The sequence below is a fragment of the Salinivibrio sp. MA607 genome (assembly GCF_001996245.1).
In the GTDB taxonomy this organism is placed as follows: Bacteria; Pseudomonadota; Gammaproteobacteria; order Enterobacterales; family Vibrionaceae; genus Salinivibrio; species Salinivibrio costicola.
Map to the genome: position 1 here is coordinate 78,519 of NZ_MUFJ01000006.1, position 24,109 is coordinate 102,627.

Annotated in this window: 22 protein-coding genes; 12 read left to right on the forward strand and 10 right to left on the reverse strand. The window is 48.5% G+C overall.

Features of this window, described 5'->3' with window-relative positions; genetic code table 11:
* The 5 genes from recR to BZG81_RS04665 all read left to right on the forward strand — a co-directional run bounded on the left by recR (window position 1) and on the right by BZG81_RS04665 (window position 6,035).
* Window positions 1-609, forward strand: coding sequence for a recombination mediator RecR (gene recR, locus BZG81_RS04645; RefSeq protein WP_021022482.1), 609 nt, complete (start codon window positions 1-3; stop codon window positions 607-609).
* Window positions 610-810: 201 nt separating this feature from the next.
* Window positions 811-2,706: a molecular chaperone HtpG gene (gene htpG, locus BZG81_RS04650; protein WP_077676843.1), complete on the forward strand. Its 1,896-nt coding sequence runs from the start codon at window positions 811-813 to the stop codon at window positions 2,704-2,706.
* A 155-nt stretch (window positions 2,707-2,861) separates the two neighbouring features.
* The gene (gene adk / locus BZG81_RS04655; protein WP_021022480.1) at window positions 2,862-3,506 is read left to right on the forward strand and encodes an adenylate kinase; all 645 of its coding nucleotides are present in this window, start codon (window positions 2,862-2,864) and stop codon (window positions 3,504-3,506) included.
* 163 nt (window positions 3,507-3,669) lie between these two features.
* Window positions 3,670-4,644 (forward strand): ferrochelatase, encoded by a 975-nt coding sequence (hemH, locus tag BZG81_RS04660; protein ID WP_077676844.1) that lies wholly within the window; start codon window positions 3,670-3,672, stop codon window positions 4,642-4,644.
* An 89-nt stretch (window positions 4,645-4,733) separates the two neighbouring features.
* Complete coding sequence (locus tag BZG81_RS04665; protein WP_077460153.1) at window positions 4,734-6,035, forward strand: inosine/guanosine kinase; 1,302 nt, start codon at window positions 4,734-4,736, stop codon at window positions 6,033-6,035.
* 72 nt (window positions 6,036-6,107) lie between these two features.
* On the opposite strand, the gene asnB is transcribed toward BZG81_RS04665, so the two are convergent.
* The 5 genes from asnB to nagB all read right to left on the reverse strand — a co-directional run bounded on the left by asnB (window position 6,108) and on the right by nagB (window position 12,987).
* Entirely contained in the window at window positions 6,108-7,775 is a 1,668-nt protein-coding gene (asnB, locus tag BZG81_RS04670; protein WP_077575876.1) for an asparagine synthase B, read from the reverse strand.
* A gap of 289 nt (window positions 7,776-8,064) precedes the next feature.
* The gene (locus BZG81_RS04675; protein ID WP_077575875.1) at window positions 8,065-9,645 is read right to left on the reverse strand and encodes a cation:proton antiporter family protein; all 1,581 of its coding nucleotides are present in this window, start codon (window positions 9,643-9,645) and stop codon (window positions 8,065-8,067) included.
* A gap of 171 nt (window positions 9,646-9,816) precedes the next feature.
* Window positions 9,817-11,031, reverse strand: coding sequence for a DNA-binding transcriptional regulator NagC (nagC, locus tag BZG81_RS04680; RefSeq protein ID WP_077676845.1), 1,215 nt, complete (start codon window positions 11,029-11,031; stop codon window positions 9,817-9,819).
* Window positions 11,032-11,038: 7 nt separating this feature from the next.
* Window positions 11,039-12,175 carry an N-acetylglucosamine-6-phosphate deacetylase gene (gene nagA, locus BZG81_RS04685; protein WP_077676846.1) on the reverse strand — a complete coding sequence of 379 codons (1,137 nt, stop codon included), beginning with the start codon at window positions 12,173-12,175 and terminating at the stop codon, window positions 11,039-11,041.
* An 11-nt stretch (window positions 12,176-12,186) separates the two neighbouring features.
* A complete protein-coding gene (nagB, locus tag BZG81_RS04690) occupies window positions 12,187-12,987 on the reverse strand; it encodes a glucosamine-6-phosphate deaminase (RefSeq protein ID WP_077676847.1) in 801 nt (266 codons plus the stop codon).
* 318 nt (window positions 12,988-13,305) lie between these two features.
* Between nagB and nagE the strand changes: the two genes are divergently transcribed.
* Both nagE and glnS read left to right on the forward strand, forming a co-directional pair.
* Window positions 13,306-14,808, forward strand: a complete 1,503-nt coding sequence (gene nagE, locus BZG81_RS04695) for an N-acetylglucosamine-specific PTS transporter subunit IIBC (RefSeq protein ID WP_077460160.1) — start codon at window positions 13,306-13,308, stop codon at window positions 14,806-14,808.
* 217 nt (window positions 14,809-15,025) lie between these two features.
* Window positions 15,026-16,693: a glutamine--tRNA ligase gene (glnS, locus tag BZG81_RS04700; protein ID WP_077460161.1), complete on the forward strand. Its 1,668-nt coding sequence runs from the start codon at window positions 15,026-15,028 to the stop codon at window positions 16,691-16,693.
* A 70-nt stretch (window positions 16,694-16,763) separates the two neighbouring features.
* Here glnS and fcrX read toward each other — a convergent pair whose 3' ends face one another.
* Window positions 16,764-17,210: a ferric iron uptake transcriptional regulator FcrX gene (gene fcrX, locus BZG81_RS04705; protein ID WP_021022470.1), complete on the reverse strand. Its 447-nt coding sequence runs from the start codon at window positions 17,208-17,210 to the stop codon at window positions 16,764-16,766.
* Window positions 17,211-17,406: 196 nt separating this feature from the next.
* Between fcrX and BZG81_RS04710 the strand changes: the two genes are divergently transcribed.
* Window positions 17,407-17,895 carry a DUF4442 domain-containing protein gene (locus BZG81_RS04710; RefSeq protein WP_077460162.1) on the forward strand — a complete coding sequence of 163 codons (489 nt, stop codon included), beginning with the start codon at window positions 17,407-17,409 and terminating at the stop codon, window positions 17,893-17,895.
* Between the two features lie 59 nt (window positions 17,896-17,954).
* Here BZG81_RS04710 and fldA read toward each other — a convergent pair whose 3' ends face one another.
* The 3 genes from fldA to BZG81_RS04725 form a co-directional block, all read right to left on the reverse strand.
* A complete protein-coding gene (gene fldA / locus BZG81_RS04715) occupies window positions 17,955-18,482 on the reverse strand; it encodes a flavodoxin FldA (RefSeq protein WP_077460163.1) in 528 nt (175 codons plus the stop codon).
* A 109-nt stretch (window positions 18,483-18,591) separates the two neighbouring features.
* The gene (locus BZG81_RS04720; RefSeq protein ID WP_021022467.1) at window positions 18,592-18,813 is read right to left on the reverse strand and encodes a DUF2788 domain-containing protein; all 222 of its coding nucleotides are present in this window, start codon (window positions 18,811-18,813) and stop codon (window positions 18,592-18,594) included.
* A 60-nt stretch (window positions 18,814-18,873) separates the two neighbouring features.
* Window positions 18,874-19,647: an alpha/beta fold hydrolase gene (locus tag BZG81_RS04725; protein WP_021022466.1), complete on the reverse strand. Its 774-nt coding sequence runs from the start codon at window positions 19,645-19,647 to the stop codon at window positions 18,874-18,876.
* A gap of 99 nt (window positions 19,648-19,746) precedes the next feature.
* On the opposite strand from BZG81_RS04725, the gene seqA reads away from it, so the two are divergent.
* Both seqA and pgm read left to right on the forward strand, forming a co-directional pair.
* Window positions 19,747-20,292: a replication initiation negative regulator SeqA gene (gene seqA / locus BZG81_RS04730; RefSeq protein ID WP_021022465.1), complete on the forward strand. Its 546-nt coding sequence runs from the start codon at window positions 19,747-19,749 to the stop codon at window positions 20,290-20,292.
* Between the two features lie 28 nt (window positions 20,293-20,320).
* A complete protein-coding gene (pgm, locus tag BZG81_RS04735; protein WP_077676848.1) occupies window positions 20,321-21,967 on the forward strand; it encodes a phosphoglucomutase (alpha-D-glucose-1,6-bisphosphate-dependent) in 1,647 nt (548 codons plus the stop codon).
* A gap of 55 nt (window positions 21,968-22,022) precedes the next feature.
* On the opposite strand, the gene BZG81_RS04740 is transcribed toward pgm, so the two are convergent.
* Complete coding sequence (locus tag BZG81_RS04740) at window positions 22,023-22,847, reverse strand: DUF1853 family protein (protein ID WP_077676849.1); 825 nt, start codon at window positions 22,845-22,847, stop codon at window positions 22,023-22,025.
* Between the two features lie 138 nt (window positions 22,848-22,985).
* Here BZG81_RS04740 and BZG81_RS04745 point away from each other — a divergent pair, with 138 nt between their 5' ends.
* Both BZG81_RS04745 and BZG81_RS04750 read left to right on the forward strand, forming a co-directional pair.
* Window positions 22,986-23,183 carry a DUF2517 family protein gene (locus BZG81_RS04745; protein ID WP_021022462.1) on the forward strand — a complete coding sequence of 66 codons (198 nt, stop codon included), beginning with the start codon at window positions 22,986-22,988 and terminating at the stop codon, window positions 23,181-23,183.
* A 134-nt stretch (window positions 23,184-23,317) separates the two neighbouring features.
* The gene (locus BZG81_RS04750) at window positions 23,318-24,076 is read left to right on the forward strand and encodes a Nif3-like dinuclear metal center hexameric protein (RefSeq protein WP_077676865.1); all 759 of its coding nucleotides are present in this window, start codon (window positions 23,318-23,320) and stop codon (window positions 24,074-24,076) included.
* The last annotated feature ends 33 nt before the right edge of the window (window positions 24,077-24,109 follow it).

The window sequence follows — 24,109 nt, forward strand, 5'->3', positions numbered from 1 at the left end:
ATGCGCACCAGCCAGTTACTTGAACAGCTGATGGACTCGCTGCGTTGTTTACCTGGGGTGGGTCCCAAGTCGGCGCAGCGAATGGCGTATCATCTTTTGCAACGTAATCGCCAAGGGGGGCTTGCCCTGGCGCAGTCACTGAGCACGGCAATGACCGACATTGGCCACTGCAGCCAGTGCCGGACATTTACAGAGCAAGACGTGTGTGCCATTTGTGATAACCCGAAACGACAAGCAACCGGACTGATTTGTGTGGTTGAAAGCCCGGCCGATATTGCCGCCGTTGAAGCGACCGGCCAATATGCCGGGCGCTATTTTGTCTTAATGGGGCACTTGTCGCCATTAGATGGGATTGGGCCGGCAGATATCGGTTTAGACGTTTTGGAAAAGCGCTTGCAAAGTGAACCGATTGAAGAGCTTATTCTGGCGACCAATCCCACGGTAGAAGGGGAAGCCACGGCGCAGTACATCGCCGAGCTTTGCCAAGAACACCAAGTGGGCGCGAGCCGTATCGCCCATGGTGTTCCCATGGGTGGTGAGCTTGAATTGGTGGATGGCACCACGCTGTCGCACTCCATCATTGGCCGCCAACAGCTTAAATACCGCTAACGGCGTCAATATCGCTAACCGCTTATCAAGCCTAACCGCCCGGTTAGGCTTTCTTTTTCTCAACTGATGTTTATTTGACCAGTCACACCTTGAAAGCGGCTGATGTGGCCCTTATATCCTGGGGTACTGAATATGAATTCTTCGTGACGTGGGTCGATTACCCACTCAGCCTTTAAACATCATAGTGTTAGGTAGATTGACATGAGCGTGAAAACCCCAGAAAAACACCAGTTTGGTTCAGATACCTCCAAATTGCTGCAGTTGATGATCCATTCTCTCTACTCAAACAAAGAGATCTTTCTTCGAGAGCTGGTCTCAAACGCGTCGGACGCCGCGGATAAGCTGCGCTTTAAAGCGCTATCAGCGCCTGAGCTGTATGAAAACGACGGTGATCTGCGTGTTCGTCTGTCTTTTGATAGCGAAGCCGGCACACTCACCGTGTCTGACAACGGCATCGGCATGAGCCGTGACGATGTTATTGCCAATCTCGGCACCATCGCCAAATCAGGCACCGAAGAGTTTTTAAAACAACTGAACGAAGACCAAAGCAAAGATTCCAACTTGATTGGCCAGTTTGGTGTCGGTTTTTACTCCGCCTTTATTGTCGCGGATAAAGTGACGGTACGTACCCGTGCTGCAGGGCTTGGGGCTGACGAAGCGGTGCAATGGGAATCGACCGGTGAAGGTGAATATACACTTGAGCCTGTTAGTAAAGCGGAACGTGGCACCGATATTACGCTGTACCTCAAAGACGATGAGAAAGAGTTCCTTAACGACTGGCGCCTGCGTGAAGTGATCGGTAAATATTCGGATCACATCGGTATTCCGGTTGAAATGTGGACACAAGAAAAAGACGAGGAAGGCAACGAGACTGGCGAAGGCAAATGGGAGCAAGTGAACAAAGCGCAAGCGCTATGGACCCGTGCCAAGTCCGATATCTCTGCTGAAGAATATAAAGAATTCTATAAGCATGTTTCGCATGATTTTGCAGAGCCGCTAACCTGGAGCCATAACCGGGTTGAAGGTAAAAATGATTACACCAGTTTGTTGTATATCCCCTCTAAGGCGCCGTGGGATCTTTACAACCGCGAGCACAAACATGGACTGAAACTCTATGTACAGCGCGTGTTCATCATGGATGATGCGTCACAATTTATGCCAAGCTACTTGCGCTTTGTACGTGGTTTGATTGATTCTAACGATTTGCCGCTCAACGTATCGCGCGAGATCTTACAAGATAACAAGATCACTCAATCGCTGCGGGGGGCGTGCACCAAGCGTGTTCTGTCGATGCTAGAAAAACTGGCCAAAAATGATGCCGACAAGTATCAAACATTTTGGCGTGAGTTTGGCTTGGTGATGAAAGAAGGCCCAGCGGAAGATTTCAGCAATAAAGAAAAAATTGCTGGCTTGCTGCGTTTTGCTTCAACCCAAGAAGACAGCGCTGAGCAAACCGTGTCGTTGGCCGACTATGTGTCGCGCATGAAAGAAGAGCAAGACAAGATCTACTACATCACGGCAGATAGCTATAACGCCGCGAAACACAGCCCACACTTGGAGCAGTTTAAAGCCAAAGGCATTGAAGTGATCTTGATGTACGATCGCATCGATGAATGGCTGATGAGCTACCTGACCGAGTTCGATGGCAAATCGTTCCAAGCGATCACCAAAGCGGATCTCGACCTCAGCCAATTCGACGATGAAGAGGCAAAAGCAGAGCGCGAAGAAACCGAAAAAGCGTTTGAATCTGTGGTTGAGCGGGTGAAATCTCACCTAGGTGAGCGGGTGAAAGATGTGCGCACCACGTTTAAGCTTTCAGACACCCCAGCTGTGGTTGTGACTGATCAGTTTGAAATGGGCACACAAATGGCGAAGTTGCTAGAAGCCGCTGGCCAGCAAGCGCCTGATGTGAAATACATTTTTGAGCTAAACCCAGAGCATGATCTCATCAAGCGCATGGCGGATGAAAGCGACGAGCAAAAATTTGGTACTTGGGTAGAAATGTTGCTCGGCCAAGCGATGTTGGCAGAGAAGGGCAGCATGGATGATCCGTCAGAGTTCTTGGCGTCGGTCAATCAACTTCTGACCAAGGTATAATCGACACAGGTCGAGTCAATCAACATACTCAGTGACGAACGACAAGCCCGGCCGGATGCCGGGCTTGATAGCGTTTGGCTAAGCGTGTATGTTTCGGGTCTTTGCGGCGATAGACGCAGTTTAACGAAACCTAAATAATCATAAAGGGGATCACTATGCGCATCATTCTTTTGGGTGCACCGGGCGCGGGTAAAGGGACGCAAGCGCAGTTCATCATGGAAAAATACGGGATTCCGCAAATTTCTACCGGTGACATGTTGCGCGCCGCGATTAAAGCGGGCACTGAGCTTGGTTTAAAAGCCAAAGCAGTTATTGATGCGGGCGAATTGGTGTCTGACGACATTATTCTTGGCCTAGTTAAAGAGCGTATCTCGCAAGATGATTGTGCCAACGGCTTCTTGCTAGATGGGTTCCCACGTACGATTCCGCAAGCGGATGGCCTTAAAGAGATCGGTATCGCGATCGATTACGTACTCGAATTCGACGTTCCGGACGACGTTATCGTAGAGCGTATGAGTGGTCGCCGTGCTCATCTGGCCTCTGGTCGCACCTATCACCTGGTTTATAACCCACCGAAAGAGGAAGGGAAAGACGACGTGACGGGCGAGCCGCTGGTGGTGCGTGATGATGATAAAGAAGAGACAGTGCGAGCGCGTCTAAACGTGTATCACAATCAAACGGCACCACTGATTGCGTACTATAAAAAAGAAGCCGATGCCGGCAATACCCAGTTTGTCACTTTTGACGGCACCCAAGCGGTTGAGCAGGTCAGCACCGAGATTCAAAAAGTACTCGGCTAATCAGCGCCACGCCCGATGCGGTGTAACCCTATGACGTCATCGGTATGACGGATAGCAGAAACCGGAGCAGACGATTAGTCGCTCCGGTTTTTTTATGGCAAGCTGCATGTCACTCATTACTATTATTCGCTCTTTGACTGAGCCGATGCCAAGGACAACCATAATGACAGAAAATAAACACCAAGTTGGCGTGCTATTGGTCAACTTGGGGACGCCAGATGAACCGACGCCCGCCGCGGTAAAGCGCTTTCTCTCTGAGTTTTTGCATGATCACCGAGTGGTCGATTTAACCCGCTGGTTATGGTGCCCATTATTGCACGGCGTGATTTTGCCGGTACGGTCACCCAAGGTCGCCAAACTGTATCAAAGTGTATGGATGGAGGAAGGCTCACCGTTAATGGTGTATGCCAAACGTCAGCGTGATGCGTTAGCAAAACAAGTAGATATGCCAGTTGCGTTGGGAATGACGTATGGTACACCGTCAATCATCCAGGGCATTGAGACGCTGGAGCAACAAGGCTGTGAAAAGGTTCTAATCGTACCGCTTTACCCACAATACTCGGCCACCACCACGGCGGCGGTCTTTGATAAAGTAGCCAAATCACTCAAAGGGCGACCACGTATTCCCGAATTGCGCTATGTGCATCATTATCACGATCACCCTGCTTATCAATCCGCGTTGGCGGCGTCGGTGAAACGCCACTGGGAGCAGCATGGAAAAGGGGATCGCTTGTTATGTTCGTATCATGGGATCCCGCAGCGTTTTGCCGATAATGGCGACCCGTACCCGCAGCATTGCCAACAGACCACCGCGTTGCTCCAAGCCGAATTAGGTTTGCCAGATGATGCCATTATGATGAGTTATCAATCACGGTTTGGCCGTGAAGAGTGGCTGAAGCCTTACACCGATAAAACCTTGGAAGGGTTGCCAGCCCAGGGGGTCAAAACGGTAGATATCATGACTCCCGCGTTCTCATCTGACTGCTTGGAAACCTTAGAAGAAATCGCCGGAGAGTGTCGTGATATCTTCTTAGAAGCCGGTGGCGAAGCCTTTCGTTTTATTCCATGCTTAAACGATGACAAGGCCCACATTGATTTACTTGCCGCGCTGGTGGCAGACCATACGCAAGGCTGGTAGGCAAGAAAATTCGTAGGCCAGACGCTACGCAGGCGCAAATTCTGTGATAGAATTCGCGCCTTCCTTCAATTAGCCAAGTTACACGAACCATGAAATTTCCAGGACAACGTAAGTCTAAACACTACTTTCCGGTTCATGCCCGGGATCCTTTGCTCAATCCTGCCACGGACCGCGGCTTTAAGCGCCCTCATGTCATCGGCATTGATCAAACCTTGGTCGATATAGAAGCGAAAGTAGGTGATGAGTTTCTGGAACGTTATGGTTTAAGCAAGGGCCACTCATTGGTGATTGATGATGAGCGTGCCGAAGCCTTGTATCAAGAGCTAAAAGATAACAACTTGGTGACGCATGAGTTTGCCGGCGGCACCATTGGTAATACCTTACACAATTATTCCGCATTGGCTGACGATCAGTCGATCTTGCTAGGGGTAATGAGTCAGGATATTCGTATTGGTAGTTATTCTTATCGGTATTTGTGTAACACCTCTAGCCGGATGGATCTGAACTACCTGCAACCGGTTCAAGGCCCGATTGGTCGTTGCTATGCGCTGATTGGCGATTGCGGTGAGCGTACGTTTGCCATCAACGAAGGCTTGATGAACCAACTCCATCCTGATTCGATTCCTGAGCATATCTTTGAAAACGCCTCGGCGTTGGTACTGACTGCGTACTTGGTCCGTTGTAAAGAAGGCGATCCGATGCCAGATGCGACCATGCGTGCGATCAAATATGCCAAAAAGCATAACGTGCCGGTAGTCATGACATTGGGCACCAAATATGTGATTGAACAAAATCCACAGTGGTGGCGCGATTTTCTCGCTGAACACGTCAGTGTGGTTGCCATGAACGAAGATGAAGGCGAGGCGTTGACCGGAGAAAGTGATCCACTATTGGCGGCTGACGCGACGCTACAATGGGTGGACATGGTGCTTTGCACCGCAGGCCCGATTGGCCTGTATATGGCCGGCTACAGTGAAGACAAAGCTAAACGTGAAACGTCACTACCGCTGCTACCTGGTGCGATTCCTGAGTTCAATATGTATGAGTTCAGCCGTCCAATGATCAAAGCCGATTGCGAAAACCCAATAAAAGTGTATTCGCATATTGCTCCTTATATGGGGGGACCGGAACGGATTAAAAATACCAATGGCGCGGGTGACGGTGCACTCTCTGCGTTGCTGCATGATATGTCAGCCAACCGTTACCACCGTGACAATGTGCCTAACTCGCGTAAACACCAGTATCCATTTTTGACCTACTCGTCTTTCTCTCAGGTGTGTAAATACGCCAACCGTGTGAGCTATGAGGTATTGGCGCAGCACTCACCACGTCTTTCTCGCGGGTTGCCAGAACGTGAAGATAGCCTGGAAGAAGCCTACTGGGAACGCTAAGGCGAGAGGCTTTGAATGCGAATAAAAAAACCGCCAATTTGGCGGTTTTTTATTGCGAGGATAAGGACGCTGTTATTGATACGCCTTTTCATGGACAGTGCGTACGGCGCGGCCAGAGGGATCGGCCTGGTTTTTGAAAGATTCATCCCACTCAATGGCTTTGGCACTTGAGCAAGCAATTGATGGGCCGCCTGGAACGCATTTCGCCGCATCGTCGAGCGGGAAAAGCTCTGCGAAGATCTCACGATACATATACGCTTCTTTGGTGGTCGGCGTGTTGTATGGAAAGCGAAATTCAGCGGTGGCTAACTGCTGGTCGCTGACCTTTTCGTCGGCAATGGTTTTTAAGGTATCAATCCAGCCATAGCCAACCCCATCGCTAAACTGCTCTTTTTGTCGCCATGCCACTGATTCAGGCAGTAAATCGCCAAAGCACTCACGAATGATGTGTTTTTCCATTTTACCGTTACCGCACATTTTATCGTCCGGTTTGATTTGCATCGCCACTTCCAAAAATGCTTTATCGAGGAAAGGCACACGGGCTTCCACCCCCCAGGCGGCCATCGATTTGTTGGCGCGGGCACAATCGAACATGTTTAGTGCGAGCAGTTTACGCACGGTTTCCTCGTGGAATTCTTGTGCGTTAGGCGCTTTGTGGAAATACAAATATCCGCCAAAGACTTCATCGGCGCCTTCACCGGAGAGCACCATTTTGATCCCCATCGCGCGAATTTTGCGTGACATCAAATACATAGGTGTAGAGGCGCGAATAGTCGTCACATCATAGGTTTCAATGTGATAAATCACATCGCGAATGGCGTCTAGCCCTTCTTGGATGCTGTAAGTGAATTCGTGATGAACAGTCCCTAGATGATCGGCAACCTCTTTGGCTGCTTTTAAGTCAGGCGCGCCCTCAAGGCCAATCGCAAATGAGTGCAAACGCGGCCACCAAGCCTGGCTTTGGTCATCATCTTCAACGCGGTTCGCCGCAAACTGTTTGGTGATCGCAGAGATCACGGAAGAATCGAGCCCGCCAGAGAGTAATACGCCATACGGCACATCGGTCATGAGCTGACGATGTACGGCACTTTCTAACGCCTCTTTGAGCGCGGCTTTATCGGTGCGGTTGTCTTTGACGGCATCATAGTCCATCCAATCGCGCTTATAGTAGCGGACAGGCTCACCCTGTTTACTCCATAAAAAGTGACCAGGAGGGAATTCGCTGATGGTTTTACATACCGGTGTCAGTGCTTTCATTTCTGACGCTACATAATAGTTACCGTGCTCATCATGGCCGTGATACAGCGGAATAATGCCAATATGATCGCGGCCAATCAAGTAGGCATCTTGCTCTTCATCGTACAAAATAAAGGCAAAAATACCGTTTAAGTAATCCAGCAGCTCAGCGCCTTTTTCTTGGTATAACGCCAAAATAATTTCGCAATCTGATTCTGTTTGGAACGGATAATCCGCCGCGAATTCGGCACGAAGCTCTTTGTGATTGTAGATCTCACCGTTCACTGCCAAAGCTTGGGTTTGTTGTGGGTTATAAAGTGGCTGTGCACCACTGTTAAGATCGACAATCGCAAGGCGCTCATGGACCAAAATAGCTTTATCTGATGAATAGATCCCCGACCAGTCAGGCCCTCGATGGCGCATGGTTTTTGACATTTTGAGCGCAACGTCACGCAATTGTTGCGGATCGGTTTTAATGTCGAGCGCTCCAAAGATTGAACACATAATTTTCCTCTCCATAGTGTTGATTGATGTGCTGTGGCAGCCATGTGCTGTGGCAGTCATATGGTGCCAACGTGGTGGCCACAATGTAGAGACACTGTGCCTTGGGGAGAGGAAATGCACAAGCAGGTAAAACAAATTCGTTATCTAAATCGTGCCAGTGATGAATATTATTTAAAAATAACGATAAATAGCGAATAAAAACTAAAAATAGCACAGATAACATACAAAAACGCACAAGAAGCGTCAGCGTCTTGTGCGTCATAAGGGAGAAAACAGCGATAAAACGGCGCTAGTCAGCCGATGACGAAAAGCGCTCTCGCACATGGCGGGCAAAGCCACTGCCTGCTTCTTGGTAGATATTAAAGGCTTCGTCTACACCCAGAGCCTTAAGTTGCTCCAACTCATCTTGGTACTTAGCAATCGCGGCCACTTTGCCCTTAAAGGGCGTTTGTCGGATTTGTTCCAGTGCCAGTGTATTGGCTTGGCTATTGGGCATCGCAAGTAAAATCAGTGATACGTTGCCATTTGAGACCGCTCGGGACCAAAAGTCGGGATCGGTGGCATCACCCAGGATCACCTGCCGTCCTTCTTGCTGGTGGTGAGCGACGGATTCCTCTCGGGTATCAATCCCCACGATGGGCTGCTGGTGAGTGGTTGCCAATTCATCGTAAGCGCCCGTGCCGATACGCCCCATCCCCAATACCAATATGCTGGCGTCACCGAGATTAATGGGTTGTTCACTGGTGTGAAGTTTATCTGGAGCACGCTCGGGTAACCAGCGCGAGGCCCATGTATACAACGCGTTACTAAAGGTATTTAGCGGCGCAGAGAAGATAAAGCTGAGCGAGACCGCGATCGCAATAGAGACAAGAATCGGCCCAGGCATTAATCCGGTTTGGTACGCCAGTCCACCGACAATGAGACCAAATTCACTGAAGTTAAACAAGGTAAGGGTGGTAAACAGCGCGGTGCGCACACGATAGCGAAAACCACTAACGACCCAATAATACAAAATGCCTTTTATCGGCAGCAGTAACATTAAAATCAACGCAAAACTAAAGCTTTGCCAAGTAGGTTGCTCGGATAAGCCAATATTGAGGAAAAAGCAGATTAAGAATAACTCTTTAATATTAAATAGAGATTTAGCCATTTCTGATGCGCGGGGATGGCTGGCGAGTAACATTCCCAAGATGAGCGCGCCTAAATCAGGCTTGATCCCGACCGCGCCAAATAGCCCGGCGCCAGCAACCAGTGCAAGGAAAATAGCGTAGAGTACCAGCATTTCCCCATGGCCTGCCTTATCGAGTAGCTTGCCGAGTACGGGCTTGAGCAGAGGCAAAGCGAATAACAATAATGCGGTCAGATCAGGTGTTTTTCCTGAGATGGCTGTCAAAAAGATCACCGCGAAGATGTCTTGCATGATCAGCATGCCAATCGCCAAGGTACCATACGTCGCGTTGAGTTCGCCTTTATCTTGTAAGGCTTTAATCGCAAAAACGGTGCTAGAAAAAGATAACGCAAAACCGAGTAGCAGCATCTCTGACAGGCCCATGCTTGATAGCATGGGAAGACTCAAGGCTTTCAGGCCCATTAGCGCTAAGGTAAAAAAGCCGGTTGTCAGCACATTGTGCGCGGTGGCTCCAAACCAAATTTCTTTGGCAAACAGCGTTTTGACATCGAGCTTCAACCCAATTGTAAAAAGGAGAAGGGTGACCCCTAGTTCGGCCAGCTGGGTGATCACGGGGGTGGATTGGTACCCCATTGCATGGAGAGCAAAACCGGCGAGCAGAAAGCCAACTAAGGGGGGAAGGTGGCAGCGCATTAATATGTAGCCACTAACAAAAGCGGTTGAGATAAAAACCAGTTCCATATTTTATACTTATTCCAGAGTTGAATGAGACAACGTCTTGTCTGTCACGTGGCTATAATGTACACGTTTTGTCGTCAGTCTGTGAATGTAAAATAGTCGCTAACTTGGCCGATGAGGGATAAATGTGAAAAGGGAGAAAAACGGGCTTACAGAGGAGCAAGCCCGATAGCATTATTCTTCGAGTAACTGTTGAAGGAGTTCACCGTTCAGCATCGCACGCTTGACTAAAGCAAACGCCGCCATAGTCGGCTGAGTTTGTAAATCCGCGCTAACGATCGCCAGTTTTTGGTGGAAGCTTGGCAGTGACTGGTTTTCTACACAGCGCTCAATGGCGGGGAATACCACACTTTTGGCGGCGGTGATCTTACCCGCAATGACAACCAGCTGCGGGTTAAACAGGTTCACCGTCATCGCGATCGCTTTACCCAAATGATTACCGACTTTGACTAAGACTTGACGGGCCAGCTCATCGCCTTGCTCGGCGGCTTGGCAAATGGCCTCGATGGTTAACGTTTGATCGTGCGTTAGGCTGCTGGGATGACCTTGAGCCAATAATTGCTGCGCATGCTCAATGATGGCCTCGTTTGATGCGACGGTTTCCAGGCAGCCAAAGTTACCACATTGGCATTTTTTACCGAGAGGGTCGATTTGAACATGGCCGAGTTCACCCACATTCCGGTTGTAACCGAGAAAAATCTGGCCATTGACGATAATCCCTGCCCCGGTTCCGTGATGCACACTGACCAGCATTGAATCGTAGTAGTCTTGACTGGCGCCAAAGTAGTGCTCAGCGAGTGCTTGTCCTCGAATATCGTTGCCAACAAAGGCTTGCACGCCAAATTCATCGCGCAGTGTATCGGCGAGCGCGAGTTGCTGAATATTAATATTGGGCATGTACTCGACCACACCAGAATCTGGGTCGACCAAACCTGGCATCACAACCGAAATGGCAATGAGCTCTCTAATGGCATGTTGGTGGGTATCAATAAATTGGCTCACGATATCGATTAAGCCTTTGACCAACTGGTCTTGATCTTGGTAATGAAAGGTTTCACCGTGCTCAGCCAGTGAGGCACCGCTTAAGTCATACAAAGATAGCTCAATAAAATGACGCCCCAATCGCACGGCAAGCGTATGAAAAGGGGCGCACTCGGTGGTCAGTGAAATGGCGCGACGTCCACCGGTTGAGGCCTGTTGCGCCACTTCTTTGATCAGGCCTCTTTCCAAGAGTTGGCGGGTTATTTTTGTCACACTTGCAGGAGCCAGTCGACTCACATCAGCAATTTGTATGCGTGAAATAGGCCCTTGTTGATCAATGAGTCGATAAACGGCTGCGCCGTTCAGTTGCTTTACGAGATCGACATTCCCAATTTTTCCGCCAGTCATAGGTGTCCTAGCTGTGTAAATAGTGCCCGTTTACGATCGTTGCTTGAATGTTGATTGAACGGTCAAAAATGGCAAGATTCGCGACTTTTCCGGGACGAATACTGCCATAATGCTGATCAATGCCCATTGCGCGAGCAGGATAGAGCGTCGCCATCCGCAAGGCTTCATCCAAGGCGATCCCTACATGCTCAACACTGTTATGCACCGCTCGGTCCATCGTCAATGCTGAGCCGCCAAGTGTACCATTTTCATCAACACACTTACCGTCGCGGTAATATACTTTCTTACCTACAAAAATAAAGTGATCCATGTCAGCTCCTGCTGGTGCGACTGCATCGGTAACCAACACTAATTTATCCCTTTTTACTTGGTGCGCGAGTCGAATATTGGCATATGACACATGAAAGCCATCAGCAATCACGCCGGTATAAACATCGGGAGTATCATAAATCGCACCGACCATCCCAGGCTCGCGCCCTGTGATCGATGTCATGGCATTAAACAGGTGCGTAGCAAAGCCGATACCATTGGCGAAGCCCTCTCTTGCTTCAGCGTAGGTCGCATTGGTATGTCCTGCCGAGACAATGATCCCTGCCTTTGTCAGCGCCTGGATATGGGCGCGGGGGGTGAGCTCGGGCGCGACAGTAACTTTTGTAATGACGTCTGCGTTATCGCATAAGTAGGCAATCATGTCATCGCTACTTGGGCGAATATAATCAGCGCTATGAATTCCTTTTTTTTGAGTATTTAAATAAGGTCCTTCTAAATGCAACCCAACTGCTTGATGCGGGTGCTTGGCTTTATGGTCCCGCATTGCCGCGACAGCGGCTTTCATATCGGCATCAGAGCTGGTGATCAGAGTAGGCAGGAAATTAGTGCAACCTGATTTAAGATTCGCTTGGTGCATGGTATCGATGGTATCGGACGTAATGTCATCATTAAACATCACGCCGCCACAGCCATTCAGCTGCAGATCAATAAAACCAGGGCTAACCATCGCACCTTCTAGACTGCGTGTTTCAATGTCAGTGGAAAGCGCATGTTGTGGGCATACGTCTGCAATCAGGCCTTCCCGAATGACGATGGCATGATCATCAAGTACCTCATGGCCAGTAAAAATCCGGCAGTGGGTTAGGGCATACATGCTTAAATTCCTTATAAATGATGGATATTTTGGGCTTCAAGCTCTTGAAAGTACTTCACCGTTTTGACTTTTAGCTCTGCGGTTGAGGGCGAATCGCACACAATCATGGCCTTGGGATGAAGCTGCAGTGCCGAGACGGTCCAAAGATGATTGACGGACCCTTCCACCGCCGCTTCGAGCGCTTGCGCTTTATTGGCACCAGTAACCAGAATCATGACTTCTTCGGCATCGAGTAGCGTACCAACACCGATGGTGAGCGCGTGTTTTGGCACTTGATTGATATCATTATCAAAGAAGCGAGAGTTTGCCACACGCGTGTCTTCGGTCAAGGTTTTGATCCGAGTTCGCGATGCTAACGAAGAGGCCGGTTCATTAAATGCAATGTGGCCATCGTTACCCACACCGCCCATAAAGAGATGAATTTTGCCGTAGGCTTTGATTTTTCCTTCATAGCGTTGGCATTCCGCCTCGATATCGGTCGCATTTCCATCAAGCAGATTGATGTTTTTTTCCTGAATATCAATGTGGTTAAAGAAGTTTTCATACATAAAGGTACGATAGGCCTGCGGATGATTGGCCGGGATACCACAATATTCGTCCATATTGAATGTCACCACATGTTCAAAGCTAATTTCGCCTTTTTTATGAAGTTTAATCAATTGGTTGTAGGTGTTCAGTGGGGTGCCACCGGTCGGCAAACCTAACACAAAAGGGTGGTCTGCGGTCGGGGCAAACTGGTTAATGGTATCGACGATGTAACGCGCCGACCAAAGACCAACTTGCTGGCTGGTTTGTAAAGGAATGAGTCGCATGAATCACCTCGGTAATCGGTTCCGGAATCTAGGCTCTAGCATAACGGATATGTGCATTTATTTTCATCATAAAATAAGTTTTATGATCAGGCTAACAATTTTCTTCTGTTTTGGGGTTATTCGGTGATGATTCTCACAAATAGCACGGGTTTAATTTGCGAAGCGAATTTATTGACATAAACTGCGAGTGAGTAACATTGCTTTACAAAAGAAGTGATTTAATAAAAAGTCCTTGAGTGAATGCTCAAGTGGTGGTTCCAGCAAAGGCGCATAGACGCACAATTGCTGAACACAGAAAAATACACAGGGGGAACGACGGTGAATATTCTTGGTTATGCACAACGTATAGGTCGTGCGCTGATGGTGCCGGTAGCGGTACTACCTGCAGCTGCGATCTTAATGGGGGTCGGTTACTGGCTGGATCCAACCGGTTGGGGCGCAAATAATGCCCTTGCTGCTTTTATGATTAAGTCAGGCGCGGCGATCATTGATAACATGTCCGTCTTATTTGCCATTGGTGTGGCATATGGGATGTCAAAAGATAAAGACGGTGCGGCGGCACTAGCGGGCTTTGTTGGCTTTATGGTGATCACCACGTTATGTGCCCCAGGCGCGGTTAGCCAAATTGGTTTAATCGATATTTCTCTGGGTAACAATGAGTTAGCGTTTAGCAAAATCAATAACCAGTTTATCGGTATCTTGATTGGTGTGGTGTCGGCTGAGCTTTATAATCGCTATAGCGGCGTTGAGCTGCCAAAAGCGTTAGCCTTCTTTAGTGGTAAACGCTTGGTACCTATCCTTGTATCTGTGGTGGCTATCGCCATTTCGTTTGTACTGATGTTTGTCTGGCCTGTGGTGTTTGGTGGCCTGGTTCACTTCGGTGAAAGCATTACCAACTTAGGCGCCGCCGGTGCTGGTATTTACGGCTTCTTTAACCGCCTACTTATTCCAGTCGGGCTGCATCATGCGCTGAATGCGGTATTCTGGTTCGATACCGTCGGGATTAATGACTTGGGTCGTTTCTGGCTCGGTGCGCAAGGCCTAGAATCTGGTGAGGCGATTAAAGGCACTACAGGCATGTATATGGCCGGTTTCTTCCCCGTGATGATGTTTGGCCTACCGGGTGCAGCGTTGGCTATGTATCACACCGCTCGCCCAGAGAATAAAGCACGTGTAGCATCGATCATGATTGCTGCAGGTTTTGCGTCTTTCTTTACCGGGGTGACTGAACCGCTTGAGTTTGCCTTCCTGTTCGTCGCGCCAGTGCTATTTGTCTTGCATGCGTTCTTGACCGGTATTTCGTTGTTCATTGCTGCAACGTTCAACTGGACGGCAGGTTTTGGTTTCTCGGCAGGCCTTGTTGACTTGGTGTTGTCTTCGAAAAACCCCGTCGCCAACGAGTGGTATATGCTTCCTGTCATGGGGCTGGTGTTCTTTGTGCTCTACTATGCCACCTTCCGAGCGGCTATCATGGCAATGAACTTGAAAACGCCAGGTCGAGAAGATGACGCGGTTGAAAGTGCGCCTGCCAACAATAATGGCAAGAGTGATAACCGTGAACTTGCGCGTCAATACTTGAAAGCATTAGGCGGCCATCAAAACCTGACTTCGATTGATGCCTGTATTACGCGTTTGCGTCTGTCAGTTGCTGACCGTGATATTGTTGATGAAGCGAAGCTGAAAGCGATTGGTGCGATGGGCGTGGTCAAACTCGGCGAAAATAATTTGCAGGTTATCCTCGGTCCATTGGCAGAGATTATTGCCGGGGAGCTCAAGCAGATCCCTGAAGATGAAGATCTCTCCAAGGTGTCGTTGCCTTAAACTTAGTTTGAATGATAAATAATGACGATGAAAACGCTCAGCGGGTTGCTGGGCGTTTTTTTTTATCCACTGAGCATGTTGGTTTCGTCTAAAAAAGTAACAATTAAGAGGGCGTAGCAAAGACAATCACAACAACGGGTTGAGTCAGAGGGCGGAATAGGCGATCATAACGTCTATGTAGCTTTAAAATTCGCATTTTTGATACGAGGTAACCTTGATGAGTGATGCTGAAGCTCGTCCCACTAACTTTATTCGCCAAATCATTGATAAAGATTTGGCGGAAGGGAAACACACAGCGATCGTGACACGTTTCCCACCGGAGCCGAATGGGTATTTGCACATTGGCCATGCTAAATCAATTTGTTTGAATTTTGGGATTGCGCAAGACTATCAGGGTGAATGTAACCTGCGTTTTGACGATACCAACCCAGAGAAAGAAAACGTTGAGTATGTCGCGTCAATCAAGCGTGATGTGCAGTGGCTAGGCTTTGATTGGGCGGGAGAGGTGCGTTACTCCTCAAACTACTTTGATAAGCTTTATGGTTATGCCATCGAGTTGATTAAAAAAGGATTGGCGTATGTTGAAGAGCTCACGCCCGATGAGATCCGCGAGTATCGCGGTACCCTGACGGCGCCGGGCAAACATAGCCCTTACCGTGAGCGTACTGTTGAAGAAAACCTCGCACTGTTTGAGAAAATGCGCGCGGGAGAGTTCGAAGAAGGAAAAGCCTGTCTACGAGCCAAAATAGACATGGCATCGCCGTTTATGGTGATGCGTGATCCTGTGCTTTATCGCGTTCGTTTTGTCCATCATCACCAAACTGGGGATAAGTGGTGCATTTACCCAATGTATGACTTCACCCACTGCATTTCTGATGCGCTTGAGGGCATTACTCACTCACTTTGTACGTTAGAGTTTCAAGACAACCGTCGATTGTATGATTGGGTACTGGAAAACATCACCATTGATTGTACGCCTCATCAGTATGAATTTAGCCGTCTGAATCTCGAATACACGGTGATGTCGAAACGTAAACTCAATCAATTGGTGGAAGAACAACTCGTTAATGGTTGGGATGACCCACGTATGCTGACTATCTCTGGCTTACGTCGTCGCGGCTATACACCGGCGTCGATTCGTGAGTTTTGTCAGCGTATTGGTGTCACTAAGCAAGACAACACCATTGAAATGAGCTCTTTGGAGTCTTGTGTCCGTGACGACTTGAACGACAACGCACCGCGCGCAATGGCTGTTCTTGATCCCATTAAACTGGTGATTGAAAACAAAACAGACGGTGTTGAGTGGCTTGACGCGCCGAATCATCCGAACCAACCCGAAATGGGAACCCGCCAGGTACCCTTCTCGAGTGAAATCTGGATTGAGCGCGAAGACTTCCGCGAATCAGCAAACAAAAAATATAAGCGTCTGGTGTTAGACAAAGAAGTGCGTTTGCGTAATGCCTATGTGGTGAAAGCAGAACGCTGTGACAAGGACGAAGACGGCAATATTACCACGGTGTATTGTCGCTACGATCCCGATACGTTAGGGAAAGACCCAGCCGATGGTCGTAAAGTCAAAGGCGTTATTCATTGGGTATCTGCCGATAAGGCGTTACCTGCTGAGTTCCGTTTGTATGATCGCCTCTTTACGGTACCTAACCCAGCAAGTGCAGATAACTTTGCCGAGACGATTAATCCAGAATCACTGCAAGTACAGCAAGGCTATGTCGAGCCAAGTATGCAGAATGCGCCGGCTGAAAAAGGTTATCAGTTCGAGCGGACGGGCTATTTCTGTGTCGATAACAAAGATAGCCAACCCGATGCACTTGTTTTTAACCGAACAGTGAGCCTAAGGGATACTTGGGCGAAAATAGAAGGGAAGTAATAAAAAGCCGGCGTGTTTATCACGCCGGCTTTTTTGTTGTTATGTCACACCGCTAGTCGGTGAGCATCGATTAATCTGCGTTGTGAATGGAAGGATCGGCTTTGCAGTCGCCCTCCTGACAATGGCCATACAGATACAGGCTATGGTTGGTTAATTTCACATTAAAGCGGGCGGCAATCTCTTTCTGACGCTCTTCAATTAAGTCGTCAGAAAACTCAATGACTTTACCGCAATCAAGACAAACTAAGTGATCGTGATGATGCTGTGTCGCGAGTTCAAAGACCGATTTACCGCCTTCAAAATGGTGACGCGTTACAATGCCCGCATCATCAAATTGGTTTAATACGCGGTAGACCGTCGCTAGGCCAATTTCTTCGCCTAGATCAATTAACTTCTTATACAGGTCTTCGGCACTGATGTGCTGGCAATCTGGCTGTTGCAGCACTTCTAGGATCTTGAGTCGTGGGAGCGTGACTTTCAGCCCAGCTTGCTTCAACGCCTGGTTATTGTCTGACATGTGTATCTACCTGTTTTCTGTCTCTGTGAAGACAGTTGGATTAGCAAGGAAATATTCTATAAGACTATCAAAATTGCACTGCTCTCGCTACATCAGCCATGCTTTCTGCGTACGAAAATTGTTCATCTGTGGTTGCATCAATGTTTACAAGATGTGAATATTACCTGGTTGGACCAGATAAGGAAGTCAATAGACCATGAATCGTTTCTATAAGCCACGAGTGGTGAAGTGGGCACTTAATAGCTGGCCACCGTTTTGGGGGGCCGGTATTCGTATTGAAAACATCAGCCCTGACTTTAAACGTGTCAATATGCGATTGAAGTTACGTTGGTGGAACAAAAATGCCAATCGTACTCAATATGGCGGCAGTATCTTCTCCTTAACTGATCCTGTTTACGCATTGATGTTAATGGGTATTTTAGGACCACAGTACCATGTGTGGGACAAGCAAGCTGATATCAATTTTATCAAGCCTGGGACCACCGATTTATATGCAGATTTTGTGATCAGCGAAGCGGTATTAACTGATATTCAGCACAAGGCAGGGCGGGGCGACAAGGTGTTACCCGAATTTGTGGTACATGTGAAAGATGCACATGGCGAGGTGGTTGCAGAAGTCAAGCGCACGCTGTATGTGAGAAAGAAACGGCAATACCGTGATATCTCGCCCAAAGAAGCTGCGTAATAAAAAACGCCAAGGCTAAGCTCGCCTTGGCGTTTTTTCGTCTCTCGAATCAGTGTGTTTTAGTCTTCGAGTTCGGCTAAACACATTTCTTCGTGAATTTGCTTAACCCATTTGCTCACACGTTCGTCGGTCAACTCTGGTTGGCGATCTTCATCAACGCATAAGCCGACAAAATGGCTATCATCCACAAGGGCTTGCGAGGCTTCAAACTCGTATCCTTCCGTTGGCCAGTGACCAATGATGGTCGCGCCCTTGGCTTCAATAATATCACGCACTGTGCCCATTGCATCACAGAAGTACTCTGCGTAATCTTCTTGGTCACCACAGCCGAAAATGGCAACGAGTTTGGTGGAAAAGTCGATTTGCTCTAGCTCGGGAAAGAAATCATCCCAATCACACTGCGCTTCACCATAATACCAAGTTGGGATCCCGATCAGCAGCAGATCGAAGTTATCAATATCTTCTTTGCTGCTTTTCGCGATGTCTTGCACGTGGACCATTTGCTTGCCCAGCTGCTTTTGAATGCTTTTCGCAATTGCTTCAGTGTTGCCTGTGTCACTACCAAAGAAGAGACCTACACTCGCCATATAAAAATACCCGTTTTTGTCAGTGGGTTGCTGTTTGCAACTAACTCGAATTTAAGAAAAAGCCGTGCTTTTTCACACCCATATGCATAGGCGATTATTCTCCGTTGGGTTAGCCGATACCGACGCCTTCCCAAACCAATTGAATAACCCCTTTTACGATAAAGCCGACACAGCCTAGCGTGAGCACAAACCAGACGATCCGTCGACCGAATACTGGTACGTTGCCCTCACGTAACACGTCTTTAATTGCCATGCCGATAAAAAAGAAAATCGCGGCGAAGACGAGATCTAGACCAATTTTTTCGAGCAATTGAAAGTGCTCGTAAAGCATGCGTGCCTCCATTGAGCACCGACTTCTGCGGCGCAATATACCACAAGGGTTGCTTAACTGTTAACGCTCGCCCGGCATTAAAAAGCGTTCGATGACACTTGCGACCACGGCTGGCTTTTCTGCATGTAGCCAATGCCCTGTGCCTGCCACCATGTGCGCTTTTGAATGGGGGAACTGCGCGACAATGGTATCGCGATGCTCAGACTGGATGTATTCAGAGTTCTGTCCTTTAACAAATAATGTTGGGCCTGAATACGGTCCAAAGGCTGTCCACCCCATGATGTCACGATAACCGTGATAAAGATTATCAATATTAAAGCGCCAGTCGTAGTGACCGTGATCGGTTTTATAGAGTGATTTCAATAAAAATTGGGTCACACCTGGGTTTTCGATCGATCGATTCATGATCGATTGCGCTTGCTGGCGATTTTCTAAGGTAACTGTTTGGGTCTCGCGTAGTGCGTTAAAGACATTGTCATGTCGGCTAACTTGATAGTCGACGGGGGCAATGTCCATCACAACCAGCTGCGAGACGCGCTCGGGAAAACGCTGGGCGATGGCCATGGCGACTTTGCCGCCCATCGAATGGCCCACCAGCGTGACCGTCTCAAGACGTTGCGCGTTCATCCAAGCAACCACAGCATCTGACTGGCTTTGATAATCCATACTCTTAGTATGATAGGACTGTCCATGGTTGGGGAGATCAATCTGATAGACACAAAAATGCTGAGCAAGGCTTTTAGCTAGCCCACCTAAATTATCCAGATCCCCAAATAAACCGTGGATTAATACGAGTGGTGACCCCTCACCACGAGATTTTCCATTTAACAACACGTTGCTTTTCTCTCAGATTACTGGCTTTAACGTAGAGTATACCTATCTATCTCTGTATAATCGCCCCGTCAAACGATAAACAGGACGCGATGAAAAACAATGAAAACGATTGAGGTTGACGACGATCTATACCGTTATATTGCCAGCCAAACCCAGCATATTGGCGAAAGTGCATCAGACATTTTACGTCGCCTATTACTGTCGGATGCGGCACCGCAGCCCAGTCAAGCTGCGCCGACGACGTCCTCTCGTTCTAGTGGCATTGTTGTCAGTAAAGATGCTGGACGGAGTGTGTCCACTGATCGTGTCAAAGCGATGCGAACGCTTTTGATCTCAGATGAGTTTGCCGCACAAGATCGTGCCATAGGCCGTTTTATGCTTGTCCTAACCACTTTATACCGTGTTGATCAGCAAGGTTTTGCTGATGGTATGGCGTTAAAAGGACGTACTCGTCTGTATTTTTCCGATAATCCACAAACACTGTTGGAAAGCGGCAAAACAACCAAACCTAAACAGATTCCAGATACACCTTTTTGGGTCATCACCAATACCAACACTGGTCGTAAACGCCAAATGGTGGAGCAGTTGATGGAAAAAATGCAGTTCCCCAGTGATTTGACCGAGAAGGTTGTGAACGCGATTTAATCTATGCCACTCATGGGAGAAGAGAAATATGGCAGTGCATCCCCAAGCAGGACAACGCGCACAAGCAGCAGACTTGTGTGATATTCCTGCGCTTGTTACGCGTTTTTTCCAAGCTCAACCTCGACCAGGGCAACCCGAACAACAAGTTGCTTTTGGTACGTCAGGTCATCGCGGGAGCGCATTAAGCACCACCTTCAATCGTGATCATATTTTAGCGATTGCGCAGGCAATCTGTGATGAACGCCAAGCCCGTGGCATCACAGGGCCAGTGTTTGTCGGTAAAGATACACATGCATTGTCTGCGCCTGCGTTTGGGGCGGTCATACAAGTGTTGGCGGCGAATCAGGTGCAAATTATCGCACAGGCAAATCAGGGCTATACGCCAACACCGGGCATTTCCCAGCAAATTCTGGCTTATAATCGTGATCATGCTGAACAAGCGGATGGCATTGTCATTACCCCTTCACATAATCCACCGCAAGATGGCGGCATTAAATATAATCCACCACATGGCGGGCCGGCAGAGGGAGAAATCACCAGGGCGATTGAATCCCGAGCCAATCGATACATCGATACCTATTTAGAGGGTGTTCAACACATCGATATTGATGCGGCGATGGCCAGCGACTATTACGTTGAAAAAGATCTCGTGACCCCTTATGTTGTCGGTCTGACTCAGGTGGTTGATATTGAAGCTATTCAAAAAGCGGGATTAAAGCTGGCTGTTGACCCTTTAGGTGGTGCAGGTATCGCCTATTGGCAACAGATTGCGACTCAGTATCAACTCGATATTACCTTGATTAACGATCATGTCGACCCGACGTTTGGCTTTATGCCGCGCGATAGTGATGGCGTTATCCGGATGGATTGTTCGTCTGCTTATGCGATGGCTGGGTTGCTCGCTTATAAAGACGATTATGACTTGGCTTTTGGTAATGATCCCGACTTTGATCGTCACGGCATTGTGACCCCCGCCGGTTTGATGAATCCTAATCATTACTTGGCGGTGTGCATTGATTATTTATTCCGACATCGTCAGCAGTGGCCTGCAGGGTTAGGTGTCGGTAAAACACTGGTGTCTAGTGCCATCATCGATAAAGTCGTCAATGACTTATCACGCCCGCTGGTTGAAGTCCCGGTCGGCTTCAAGTGGTTCGTGCCTGGTTTGCATGAGGGGACGCTTGGCTTTGGCGGTGAAGAGAGTGCGGGGGCGTCGTTTTTAACCTTTGATGGTCAGCCTTGGTCTACCGATAAAGATGGTATTATTCTTTGCTTACTGGCGGCAGAAATCCTGGCGGTGACGGGGCTGACACCACAGGCTTATTATCAAAAGCTGGCGGATAAACATGGGGATCCTGCCTATAACCGTTTGCAAGCGGTCGCCAACGCGCAACAAAAGCAGGTGCTGAGCCAACTGCGTCCGGAAATGGTGATAGCTGACACCTTAGCAGGGGATGTCATCACTGCTAAATTGACTCATGCACCAGGTAACGGCGCGGCAATTGGCGGACTCAAAGTGGTCACAGATCATGGTTGGTTTGCGGCTCGCCCATCAGGAACCGAAGACATTTATAAAATCTACTGTGAGAGCTTTAAAGGCGAGCAACACTTGCGCTTGATTGAACAGGAAGCGCAACAAATTGTCGATCGCGTGTTTGAGCAACAGGGCGTCTAGCGCGCTGTTTCCGTTCTCCGTTTGCAAAAAGCGTGCACGATTAAGTGCGCGCTTTTTATTTTTGTGGGGTGGGCGAAGGTGCGTTATTAGGCCAAGTGTTCGGCACCACGAACCAAGGTGTTTGTGTGTTATCTAACAAATGACACGTGCGGTCTATGTTACCGAGACTGTCTGGGACAATGGGGGATAACTCCCCAAATTCTGGTAGAGATAACCATTGATCGCGGGCCAACATGGCAAATTCTCTGTCTGTTGGCAGTTCGTCAGGCCAGCACCACCAACCACCGACACTTGCCGCATTAACGGGAGGCCAGTCGGGCAGGTCAGTATCCTGGCTGTAATGACGGTAAAGCCGGCCTTGAACCATTAAGCGTTTTTGGGTGGGCCGCCAATGAGGAAACTGTTGGCAAAAGCTTGGATGACTCGACAGAGCCAATTGATGGTCAATCATGCGCGCAACTTTGATATCGAGTGCGTCCTTGGCGTTCGGACCCAGCCAGCGATTCTGATGAGCAAGATAAAATTTTACCGCGACTTCCCAGTGTTCTAACTGCCCTTGGTACTCAATCAAAAAATCAATGGCACCTCGTGTTTTTCCAGCCTCATTAACCTGTATTTCCTCTGCTTCTAGTCGCAAGTGAGGATGATGATGGATTAACTCAGTGAGCAACCATTGATAATAAAAGCCAATTCGCCTAGGGCCCGCGTACGGTTTAGATGCCGATACCGAGACGGCCGAGAAAAGTCCGTGCGGCACCAGCGAAAATTGCTCAGAAGACAACAACGGAAATTGGCGTTGTAGCCATTTTATATCCGCCTGTATTTGTTCCTTATCGGCAAACAATGCGTCCGGTGAGTGGTGTGACCGCAGATAATCCATAATGTAATTTAATTACCTTGTTAATCGTTTGTTAATGCCAAAAGCGTATTTTTAGGATAAAAAAGCAGCAAAATGTAGTAATACTACAAAACTAATGATAGACTTCACACATAACTGGTCAGATGAGTGAGGTTAGCTATGTATAAACCGTTCGATAAAACCCGTGTTGTTCTGCGTCGTTGTGTTGTCGTAGTGGCGGGTATCACTTGCCTGCCAACGCTGATTGCGCCATCGCTGGCTTCTCGTATTTATAGCCATTTGCACCAAGTGTGGCTTAAAGACAGCACCAAACCTGTATGGCTGGCTGAGTCCGAGAAAGCTGGGGGCTATCTGTAACCCGCGAAGATGTGACTTAAACGCGCAACTTCGTGTGGTTGAAAAAGGCGGTTAGCATTAATGCTAGCCGCTTTTTTTATCTTTGCTTGTCAGGTTACACTGTTGCCATTGTCTCGCAAGTGAATGTGATTGCTATGAATAATTTCCAGCTAGAAGCCCTGCTTAATGCTGAACTGAAACCTGAACAAGTTAAAGACTACAGCCCAAACGGATTACAAGTTCAAGGCCGCGATAACGTACAAACCATTGTCACTGGCGTGACGGCCTGCCAAGACTTAATTGATAAAGCAATTGAATATCAAGCCGATGCTATCTTGGTTCATCATGGCTACTTTTGGCGTGGTGAGTCGCAATCAATACGCGGCATGAAGTATCAGCGGATTAAGATGTTGATTGAAAACGGTATCAACTTATACGGTTACCATTTGCCGCTTGATATCCATCCCACATTAGGCAACAACGCCCAGCTAGCCAAACGATTGGGGATTGAGCTCATAGGTGGCTTGGAGCCCAATAATCCAGTCTCCATTCCTGTCTATGGCAAATTATCAACACCGATGACACTTGGCCAATTCGGGCAACAAGTTGCGACCGTGCTTAACCGAACGCCACTTGTCGTTGACGGTGGCAGGACAGCACGGATAGAGACCGTCGGCCTGTGCACGGGAGGGGCGCAAGACTTTATCGACTTAGCCGCCGAGCAAGGCATGGATGCGTATTTATCGGGTGAAATTTCTGAGCGAACCACGTTTTCAGCGCGCGAGCAGGGTGTGCATTATGTTGCCGCGGGGCACCATGCAACAGAGCGTTATGGAGTTAAAGCGTTGGGTGAGTGGTTAGCTGACCATCATGGGCTTACCACGCACTTTGTCGATATCGACAATCCCGCATAAAAAAAGCCGCCCATCGAGGCGGCTTCGTTAGCT